The sequence below is a fragment of the Ursidibacter arcticus genome (genome assembly GCF_009761375.1).
GTDB lineage: Bacteria > Pseudomonadota > Gammaproteobacteria > Enterobacterales > Pasteurellaceae > Ursidibacter > Ursidibacter arcticus.
The window spans coordinates 1-10929 of sequence record NZ_LEKM01000169.1 but is presented as its reverse complement, the minus strand read 5'-3'; the positions used below and the strand labels follow the sequence as shown (position 1 = coordinate 10929).

Here is a 10929-nt window from a genome sequence, read left to right as displayed (position 1 = left end):
GACGCCACGCTGGCGTCCGAATGAAAAAAGACTTTGTCAATAATCTGAAATCTCCAATAGAGATTTACTCCTTTTTTATTGTTTAAATAAAGTTTTTCTTCATTAATTATTTCTAAAAGTTATAAGTACATTAACTTAACAATATTTTTGCATTTCTCGTTATTGATAATGATTTTTTTTTTTATTAGAATTTTGGTCATTCTAATAATAAACACGACTAAAAGGAGATGAAATAAGATGTGTTTAAAGACTAAACATTCTTTATTGGCGGTAGTACTCGCAAATAGTTTAGCAGTAAGTGTCTATGCAAATACTGACGCTGGATTACTGAATCAGGAACTCAATCAACGTCAGCAGGAAAGAGTAAAACCTAGCGGTTCGTTATTTGATAATAAAGTTGCGGTAACTGGAGGAAAACAGGCTAACGAAGCTGAATTCACGCTGCAACATATCAAAGTAACGGACTTAGATGGGAATTTGGTATCAGAAGATCTTTCCCATCTACTGAACAATTATGTAAATAAGCCAACTACGCTTTCAGAGCTTAATCTGCTAGTTCAAAAAATAACTGAATATTATCGTCAAAATAACTACCTTGTTGCGAGAGCTATTCTACCACCTCAAGATATTGAGAATGGAACCTTACTAATCAATATCATTAAAGGAAGAATCGACAATATTTCTGTTCAGAACAATAGTCGTTTATCTACAACCATTTTGAATAAAATTAGCCAAGCTAATTTGAAAAATAACGCTTATCTATATAAAAGCGATCTTGAAAAAGTCGCACTATTGCTTAACGATATTCAAGGGGTAAAACCTAATCTTGCAATTAAAGCGGGCCAAGCTAAAGGTTCAAGTGATGTTGTAATTTCCGTAGAAGATAGCAAACGTTTTAGTGGTTATTTACTATTGGATAATCAAGGGAATAAAGACACTGGACAATATCGCTTGTCTGCTGGAACACAACTCAATAATTTAATTGGCTTTGGTGATGATTTAAAACTTGATTTTCTTATCTCTGATAAAGCGAACTTAAAAAGTGCTCGTTTAGATTATTCAGGTTTAATCAATGGATATGGTACAAAATTAGGTGTAAATGCTAACTACCTTGACTATAAACTGGGTGGTAACTTTAAAGACTTAAATGCACAAGGAAATTCTAGCACACTTGGAGCTTATCTATTACATCCAACCATTCGTACACCTGAATTTCGTTTAAATACAAAAATTGCCTTTAATCATCAAATATTGAAAGATGAGCAAAATGCAGTCAATGTATATCAAAAACGTAAATCTAATCTTATCAATATTTCAACTAATGGTTCTTGGCGTTCTACCAAAAATGGGATTACCTATTTCTCTCTAGGCACTGTATTTGGCAAAGTCAATGATCACACCAATGATTCTACACAAAATCAGTCCAAAACAACTGCATTTACTGTATTCCAGTATCAACTTACTCACGAGCAAGCCTTGCCAAAATCTTTTGCATTATCGCTAGGCATTAGTGGGCAAGTTGCAGATACCAATTTAGATAGCTCACAGAAAATGTTACTTGGTGGATTGTACGCTGTACGAGGATATAAATCTGGTGTAGCAAGTGTAGATAATGGGCATATTCTACAAACGGAATTAAAACATTATTTGCCTTTATTTAAAGAAAGCATTTTAACAACCTCACTCTTCTATGATTATGGTAAGGGTGAATATTATAAAAATAGCCAACATCTCGCTCCTAATGTAAAAAATGATGTAAGTATTCAAAGTGCGGGTATTGGTTTAACGCTTTCTGCAATCAATAACTATGCAATTAGTGCAACAGTGGCAAAAACATTAGGTACAAAATTAGCAGGTAATGATAAGCATCAAGTGTGGTTATCTGTTGCGAAAACATTTTAATTTGGGAGGAAAATATAAATATGCGTAAATTTAACTTAATTAGTATTGGTATCTATACAACCTTTGCTGGTGCATTTGCTTATGCGAATGCTTTACCTATCGGAGAAAATATCACTCACGGTACAGCAACAATAGAAAGATCAAATAATGCAATGACAATCAACCAAAGCTCAAATGTAGTCAGTATTGACTGGAATAGCTTTGATATTGGCGCTCAAAATAGTGTTGAATTTAAGCAACCTACATCATTATCTATTGCTCACAACCGTGTAACAGGTGGGAATGCGAGTGAAATACAAGGTAAGCTAACTGCAAATGGACGAGTATTTTTATCTAACCCAAATGGCGTAATCTTTTCAAAAACTGCTGAAGTGAATGTAGGGGCATTATTAGCGACAACAAAAGAGCTAGAGAACACAAAAAGTGACCTTGATAAAAAGAATTTCCGTTTTATTCGTAAAAAAGCAGATGAAGGGGAAGTAAAAAACCAAGGTAAAATCACCGCTAATGGGCAAAATGGGTTTATTGCCTTGGTTGGTGATGAAGTAAGTAATGATGGAGAGTTAAATGCAAGTAATTTTTCCAAAACGACTAAAACTAAAAAACGAGTATGTAGTGGAGGAGCAGACTATTATTGCGAATATTATTCTTACTATGGATACCATTATTACGATAAAGACATTACCGAGACTATCTCAACACCAGCCCAAATTATTTTAGCATCTGGAGAAAGTTTTACAGTATCACTTCCAAATAGTGCAACGGCAGTAGATATTGAACTTGATGCGAATACAATGGCTAATATTGTTGAGAATAATGGTGCAATTATTGCCGAAAATGGTTATATTGAACTAACAGCTAAAGGGCAAGAAAAAGCACTAAATTCAGCGGTAAATAACAATGGTATTTTACAAGCAACCACAGCAAATGTAAGAGGAGATGGTAAAATAACCTTAACAGCTGAAAACATCAATTTAGGTGAGAATAGTAATATTGAAGCTCAAAAAGAATTAGTATTTACTTCTCCACATCGTAATAATAAAGAAGTCAAAATCTCATCAAATAAAGGCTCAAAAATCCTTGCAGAAGAAACTAATATCAAAGTAAATAAATTAGAGTTTACTGGTGAATTTGATAGAGCAACGAGTGAATCGTCTAATTTCTATTCAGCCGATACAGGAAAACAGCGTAATAAATTTAATGTAGAGCTAGATGGGAAGATCTCTATTGGCGATACACCAAAAGCTGATAATAGCGGAAACTTTATCAGTAATGGTGCTTTAGCATCTATGCTTGGGAATAGTGGAAAGGTAACACTAAATTCTAAATTATTTAGCGATCCTATAACAAAGCAACTAAATTATGGTGGTTTTGAATGGAAAGGGAATTTTAATTTAAATACATTTAAAGAAAGCGATGCTTTTCTATCACTCACCACAAGTAGCAATATCAATATCCAAGATGCAAATATCAATACTAAAAGCGGTCGTTTAAGAATTGCAACACAACTGTGGGATTATAAAAATAGAAATCTCCCTGAAAATACCTTTCTCGGTGTCAATATTAAGAACTCTACTTTAGATTTAGGTAATGGTGCTATTGGTATTGGTCGTTCTGGACGTAATGCAGATTATGTAAGTACTTATTGGTTTGAAGATGAACGCCGTAGTTACTTTAATGTGAATTTAGATAAGGTTCAATTAAAGAATATTGACGATTTTGTTATTGCAGGTGGTATGGGAAATGTAAACTTCAATAACGTTTCTCATACAGGGCGATCTAATTTCTATATTCACGGTGGTAATAGCCGAGTATATGGGGCAAAAAAAGAGCCTGCTTGGGAATATGCAATTAAAGATTTAGAGGAGCGTGTTCAACGTTCTGAAAAAAATCACAATTGCGAAAGATGTCGCCGTTGGGGTTATTCAACAGAATTAGACTATACCTATATTCCTCGTGAGTTTTTAGACACTTATGATAGTTGGGTTGTTGCAGAAAACCGCCAACATTTAGATACAAACATCAATATGACTAATACTAATCTTAATATTAAAGATGGTTTCTTGCACTTAATGGCAAAAAATATCAACTTAAAAGATAGTAATATCAATATTGAGTTTGATCGTGATTTAACCCACGATCCATTCCACGGTAAGATCCATAAATTAGGATTAAATGGTAACACAGTCCTTGATAATACCCATATCAGCGTAAAAGGAGCAGAGAAAGCAGGCGTATCTCCAGATAAAGAATTTGGAATCGCGAGTTTCTTCTCTATTGGCGATATGACTGGTAAAAATAAAAGTTCTATTTTCGTGAAATCTAACGATGGATATACGGTTAGAACTAACGGTGCTGCAACTTGGAAAGGAGAAAATGGTAAAGACGATCTAGATATTAAAATTCTTAATCTAGGTATTGCTTATGATCCGAAGAAATATGAAAACAAGCCATTTGATATTACTGCTCCTTACCCTGAATTAGGTAATGTAGGTTTAAGTATGGCAGCAACACCAGCAGCAGTTAAACTTGAAAACTTAACACTGAAAATTGTCGCCCCGAATGGTGCCCCTGCTTATCACAGTTCTGAAAATTTGAAGTTTGAGACTGAAAATGCTGATTTTTCTTACTTCGAACGTTCAAGAACACAAAAGCAGAATGAGGCAACGATTGTCGGTGATACAACTAAATTAGAGTTTACCGAAGAAGAATTAACTCGTGAACTCAATGCGTTAAATGGTGTGCCAGAGCCAGAGCCAGTTCCAGTAGAAGAAATTGTTACTGAAACTGCCCCTGCTACAAATGATACGGTTGAGCACACTACGGATAATGAAAATGTAGCTCCTGAAAATAATGTTGTGCCTGAAAATAATGTTGTTGAAACAAACAGTGTGGTAAGTCCGTCAGCTATCACAGATGTTGCTTCTCACTCATTTGAAAAAGCAAATGAAGCACAAGAAAAATCAAAAAGAGCCACTGAAGAAAGTAATATTATTCGGAATAGTTCTTTAGATATAGGAGCTTCACTCATTCATACCTTATCAATAGAAAAAGAAGTTAATATTAATGTTTGCTCAGAGGGAGAAGAGTGTAAAGAAATCAACTTAGGTGATAAACACTCAGATGTACGTGTTAATGTTGGAGAAGTTAAATAACTCCTCTTGATTAACAGGTAGTTGCATATCTTAATAAAGCAGATACGCTCAGTAATGTCGTATCTGCTTTTTTGCAAAAAATAATAAGTATCCCACCGCTTACTACAACGATCTTCCCTGTTAATAATTTGTTGATGATATTTTTCATTGTTGATAATAATTCTCAAAAACTTGATGTAGATCACAAAACCAGCATAATTAGCGTAAATTTTGCGGTAATTACACTCCATATGAGTAATAATTTCATCAGTTAAAATTATTATTTAGAGGAAAATGACTATGGTTAGTAATGCAAAATCTGCACAACCTTATGATGCACAACTTGAAGTCAATGAGCTTGTTGAGCGTGGTCTGAAAGCATTAGATGCATTCCGTCAGCTTGATCAAGAACAAGTGGATTATATTGTGGCAAAAGCATCTGTCGCCGCACTTGATAAACACGGTGCTTTAGCCCTTCACGCAGTTGAAGAAACTGGACGAGGGGTATTTGAAGACAAAGCCACAAAAAATCTATTTGCTTGTGAATATGTCGTCAATAATATGCGGAATCTCAAAACCGTTGGGATAATCAGTGAAGACGATGTAACAGGTATCACTGAGATTGCCGACCCCGTAGGCGTTGTTTGCGGTATCACACCAACCACTAACCCAACTTCCACCACCATCTTCAAAGCACTTATCGCTCTCAAAACTCGTAACCCAATCATCTTTGCTTTCCACCCTTCAGCTCAACAATGCTCTGCTCACGCTGCACAAATTGTTTATGATGCTGCCGTTGCTGCGGGCGCACCTAAAGACTGTGTGCAATGGATAAAAACGCCATCAATGGAAGGGACTTCATTGCTAATGAAACATAAAGGCATTGCAACAATCCTTGCCACTGGCGGTAATGCAATGGTTGAAGCGGCTTACTCCTGCGGAAAACCTGCTCTAGGCGTTGGAGCAGGAAATGTGCCTGCTTATGTGGAAAAAACAGCCGATTTGAAACAAGCGGTGTATGACATTGTGATGTCAAAATCTTTTGATAACGGAATGATTTGTGCTTCAGAACAAGCAGCGATTGTTGATAAGGAAATCTACAATGATTTTGTGAAAGAAATGCAATCCTACGGCGTTTATTTTGTAAATAAAAAAGAAAAAGCCTTACTTGAAAAATTTATTTTCGGAGTTGATAAAGCCGATAAAACAAGTTGCTCTGGTGCGAAACTAAATGCGGTGGTAGTCGGTAAACCAGCGGCTTGGATTGCAGAACAAGCGGGCTTTTCCGTTCCGAAAAATACCAATATTTTACTCGCTGAATCTAAAGAAGTTGGCGAAAGCGAACCGCTTACTCGTGAAAAATTATCACCTGTTTTAGCCTTACTCACATCTCATTCTACTGAAGAAGGCATTACGCTCGCCGAGCAAATGGTGAATTTCCACGGTTTAGGGCACTCTGCAGCGATTCACACCAAAGATGCTCAATTAGCGAAAACCTTTGGCGAACGAGTTAAAGCTATTCGTGTTATTTGGAACTCGCCATCAACCTTTGGTGGAATAGGCGATGTATATAACTCATTCTTACCTTCTTTAACATTAGGCTGTGGCTCTTATGGTAAAAATTCCGTTGGCAATAACGTCAGTGCGGTCAATTTATTAAACATTAAACGTGTCGGCAGACGGAGAAATAATATGCAATGGTTTAAAGTCCCTTCAAAAATCTACTTTGAACGTGATTCCATTCAATATTTAAAATCAATGAAAGATGTTGAACGTGTGATGATCGTAACAGACAGATCAATGGTCGATCTCGGCTTTGTAGAAAAAATTGCCGAACAACTTCGTTTACGCAAAAATAAAGTTACCTACCAACTGTTTGCTGATGTTGAACCCGATCCAAGCATTGAAACCGTTCGCCGTGGTACTGAACTAATGCGTAGTTTCCAACCTGACACAATCATTGCATTAGGTGGCGGTTCGCCAATGGACGCTGCGAAAGTAATGTGGTTATTCTATGAACAGCCTGAAGTAGATTTCCGCGATCTTGTACAGAAATTTATGGATATCCGCAAACGTGCCTTCAAATTCCCACAATTAGGGCGTAAAGCAAAATTTGTCGGAATTCCAACCACATCAGGCACTGGCTCTGAAGTAACGCCATTTGCGGTAATCACTGAAGGAAATAAAAAATACCCGATTGCTGATTACTCGCTAACACCAACGATTGCGATTGTTGATCCCGCTTTAGTGATGACTGTTCCTGCTCATATCGCCGCAGATACAGGCTTAGACGTACTTACTCACGCAACGGAAGCCTACGTTTCGACTGTTGCTAACGACTATACAGACGGGTTAGCCCTCCAAGCCATTAAATTAGTCTTCCAATTCTTAGAAAAATCGGTAAAAGAAGCTGATCCAGAAGCTCGTGAGCGTATGCATAACGCATCTACTATTGCAGGAATGGCATTTGCAAACGCATTCTTAGGTATCAATCACTCAATGGCACATAAATTAGGCGGACGTTTCCATACTGTTCACGGTAGAACTAACGCGATCTTAATGCCACACGTTATCCGCTATAACGGTACACGTCCAACTAAAGTGGCAACTTGGCCGAAATACAACCACTACAAAGCAGATGAGAAATATCAAGATATTGCTAGAATGCTTGGACTACCTGCATCAACACCAGCTGAAGGGGTAGAATCTTATGCTAAAGCGGTACACGATCTTGCAGTTCGCTGTGGAATTAAAATGTCGTTGCGTGAGCAAGGCGTGGAAGAGCAAGCATTCTTAGCTGCTCGAAAAGAGCTTGCATTGCTCGCCTTTGAAGATCAATGTACCCCTGCTAACCCACGTCTAGCAATGGTTGAAGATATGGAAGAAATTTTAACTAAAGCGTATTACGGACAATAAACTATATATATCAATTAGTTACATTTATTGGTGGAATTAAATAAAATGGCGATTGCTTTGAGGTGATCGCCATTTATTCATAGTATAGCTCTCTCCTATTTAAAAAGTTGCTATAATGTACCAACCATAAAATTTAATGAAAGAACGATGCAACACTTTATCCAAACCGCTAATCATTTTGGTAAAAACAGAATACCATTTTTCTTTTTGATCGATTTTGAGCAAAAAAAACCGCTTATCTACCCGCTTGATCAAGCAATGTCTGAAGGTATTTGGTTCGATTTTGGACAAATAGTAAATAAGCCTACTTTACCAACTACTTCTAAAACTTTTGAATTAGCTACTTTGCCGATCAATTTTCAACAATATCAATCCGCCTTTGAATTAGTTCAGAAAGAAATTCAAGCGGGTAATAGTTATTTGTTAAATTTAACCGTACCAACAGAAATAAACACAAATTATCAGTTAGATGAAATCTATTTAAATAGCCAAGCAAAATATAAATTACGTTTAAAAGATCAATTTGTCTGTTTTTCCCCTGAGTGCTTTATTCGTATTCAACAAAATAAAATTTATTCTTATCCAATGAAAGGTACTATCAATGCAAACGAAAATAATGCTAAAGATAAATTAATAAACTCACAAAAAGAGTTTACTGAACATAATACCATTGTTGATTTAATTAGAAATGATCTTGCTTTAGTCGCTAAATATATCCAAGTAACAAAATATCGATATATAGATAAAGTAGAAACACATCGTGGATCAATATATCAAACTAGTTCTGAAATTTGCGGAGAATTAGAACATAACTGGCAAAATAGAGTAGGAACAATATTAGCCACCTTATTACCAGCAGGCTCAATTAGTGGTGCTCCAAAACTAAAAACTGTTGAAATTATTCAACAAGCAGAGCAACAAGAACGAGGCTACTATACAGGCATATTTGGCTATTTTGACGGTGAGAACTTAGATAGTGCAGTTGCTATTCGTTATATTGAACAGCAAGGAAATAAACTTATTTTTCGCAGTGGTGGGGGGATTACTGCATTAAGTCAATTAGATGAAGAATATAATGAAATTTTAGAGAAAGTTTATGTGCCAATATCCACTCTTTGAAACACTAGCTGTTATAAACGGCGAGTTTCATCATTTATATTATCATCAGCAGCGTGTTAATAATGCTTTTTTGCATTATTTTCAATCTGAATGTAATTTAAATTTATCGAATATATCTGTTCCAAATGCATTTAGACAAGGCTTTTTTCGTTGCAGAGTAGATTATAATCAACACAATTATGAGATAAATTTTTATCCTTATACGCCAAAGAAAATCACACAATTTAAACTGGTTTATACACAAAATTTAGACTATCAATTTAAATATAGTGATCGCAAGCGGTTAGATTTACTCAAAAATCAGCAAAATAGTGATGAAATCATTATTATCAATAATGGGTTGGTTAGTGATTCTACTATTGGTAATTTACTCTTTTTAAAAAAGAATAAATGGTATAGCTCACATCATTATTTATTAAAAGGAACGCAATTAAGTTATTTATTAGATATAGGTGAAGTAAAGCTAACCAAAATCACCGCAGATGATCTTTGGGCTTATGAAAAAATAATGATGGTTAATGCCTTAAATCCCTTTGATTTAGAAAGGGCAATTACCATCAATTCATCAACTATCTTAAAATAAGTTTACGATCAAGATCGAAAAATTTCTAAAAAAGACTTGAAACTGTATATTCAAACAGTATAATGCACGCAAATTTTGGCAGATAGCCGTTATACCCATTTTGAATGATAAAGGAATCCAACTATGGCAGAGAAAAAATCAACACCCGCAGTCGTAAAGCACACAGAGCCAGAAAGTAAAGAAAAAGCACTAGCTGCAGCCCTTGCTCAAATTGAGAAACAATTTGGTAAAGGCTCAATTATGAAATTAGGTGATACACAGCAACTTGATATTGAATCCGTTTCAACAGGCTCAATAGGACTTGATCTTGCATTAGGGATTGGTGGTTTACCTATGGGGCGTATTGTTGAAATTTTCGGGCCTGAATCTTCGGGTAAAACAACGCTCACGCTATCTTTAATTGCACAAGCACAAAAAACAGGGAAAACCTGTGCTTTTATTGATGCCGAACACGCACTCGATCCCGTTTATGCAAGAAAATTAGGTGTAGAAACAGATAAACTACTCATTTCCCAGCCAGATAATGGTGAACAAGCTCTTGAAATTTGTGATGCTTTAGTACGCTCTGGTGCTGTTGATGTCATTATCGTGGACTCTGTTGCAGCTTTAACTCCTAAAGCAGAAATTGAAGGTGAAATGGGTGATTCTCATATGGGCTTACAGGCTCGTTTGATGTCTCAAGCATTAAGAAAATTAACCGCTAACATTAAAACAACCAACTGCTTAGTTGTGTTTATTAACCAAATCCGTATGAAAATTGGCGTAATGTTTGGTAACCCAGAAACAACTACAGGTGGTAATGCGTTAAAATTCTATGCGTCTGTTCGCCTAGACATTCGCCGTTCAGGTGTTGTAAAAGATGGAGAAGAAATTTTAGGCAGCGAAACAAAAGTAAAAGTAGTGAAGAATAAAGTTGCTCCGCCATTCCGAGTTGCCGAATTTGATATTATGTACGGTGAAGGGATTTCAAAAGTAGGAGAGATTCTCAATCTTGCAGTTGCCCACGATCTTATTAAGAAATCAGGTGCTTGGTTCTCTTATGAAGGTGAAAAAATTGGTCAAGGTAAGAATAATGCGATCAAATGGCTAAAAGAAAACACTGAACAAGCTGAGAAAATTGAACAAAGCATTCGTGAATTACTCATTTCTAACCCAGATAAAGCACTTGCACCAGTAGCAGAGAGTGATGATAACTCAGAAGATCAATTTGAAGAAGAGCTTTAAATCACACTCAAAATGCGGTTTATTTAAACCGCATCAGATTATTGACAAAGT

General features: G+C 35.9%; 6 protein-coding genes. All 6 read left to right on the top strand.

Annotated features, from left to right (window positions below):
- The first annotated feature begins 237 nt into the window (after nucleotides 1-237).
- The 6 genes from A1D25_RS07570 (at nucleotide 238) to recA (ending at nucleotide 10878) form a co-directional block, all read left to right on the top strand.
- Complete coding sequence (locus tag A1D25_RS07570; protein ID WP_157395088.1) at nucleotides 238-1902, top strand: ShlB/FhaC/HecB family hemolysin secretion/activation protein; 1665 nt, start codon at nucleotides 238-240, stop codon at nucleotides 1900-1902.
- 20 nt (nucleotides 1903-1922) lie between these two features.
- On the top strand, nucleotides 1923-5057 hold the full coding sequence (locus A1D25_RS07565) for a two-partner secretion domain-containing protein (RefSeq protein ID WP_157395087.1): 3135 nt from the start codon (nucleotides 1923-1925) through the stop codon (nucleotides 5055-5057).
- Between the two features lie 279 nt (nucleotides 5058-5336).
- Nucleotides 5337-7952, top strand: coding sequence for a bifunctional acetaldehyde-CoA/alcohol dehydrogenase (gene adhE / locus A1D25_RS07560; RefSeq protein WP_157395086.1), 2616 nt, complete (start codon nucleotides 5337-5339; stop codon nucleotides 7950-7952).
- Nucleotides 7953-8099: 147 nt separating this feature from the next.
- On the top strand, nucleotides 8100-9071 hold the full coding sequence (locus tag A1D25_RS07555) for an aminodeoxychorismate synthase component I (protein ID WP_157395085.1): 972 nt from the start codon (nucleotides 8100-8102) through the stop codon (nucleotides 9069-9071).
- Nucleotides 9049-9654 carry an aminotransferase class IV family protein gene (locus tag A1D25_RS07550; RefSeq protein WP_157395084.1) on the top strand — a complete coding sequence of 202 codons (606 nt, stop codon included), beginning with the start codon at nucleotides 9049-9051 and terminating at the stop codon, nucleotides 9652-9654. The genes A1D25_RS07555 and A1D25_RS07550 overlap by 23 nt, the downstream gene beginning before the upstream one ends.
- Nucleotides 9655-9777: 123 nt before the next feature.
- Complete coding sequence (recA, locus tag A1D25_RS07545) at nucleotides 9778-10878, top strand: recombinase RecA (protein WP_157395083.1); 1101 nt, start codon at nucleotides 9778-9780, stop codon at nucleotides 10876-10878.
- Nucleotides 10879-10929 lie beyond the last annotated feature (51 nt).

Coding starts and splice junctions, on each gene's coding strand:
- A1D25_RS07570 (WP_157395088.1), top strand. CDS start 238: ATGTGTTTAAAGACTAAACATTCTTTATTGGCGGTAGTACTCGCAAAT.
- A1D25_RS07565 (WP_157395087.1), top strand. CDS start 1,923: ATGCGTAAATTTAACTTAATTAGTATTGGTATCTATACAACCTTTGCT.
- adhE (WP_157395086.1), top strand. CDS start 5,337: ATGGTTAGTAATGCAAAATCTGCACAACCTTATGATGCACAACTTGAA.
- A1D25_RS07555 (WP_157395085.1), top strand. CDS start 8,100: ATGCAACACTTTATCCAAACCGCTAATCATTTTGGTAAAAACAGAATA.
- A1D25_RS07550 (WP_157395084.1), top strand. CDS start 9,049: ATGTGCCAATATCCACTCTTTGAAACACTAGCTGTTATAAACGGCGAG.
- recA (WP_157395083.1), top strand. CDS start 9,778: ATGGCAGAGAAAAAATCAACACCCGCAGTCGTAAAGCACACAGAGCCA.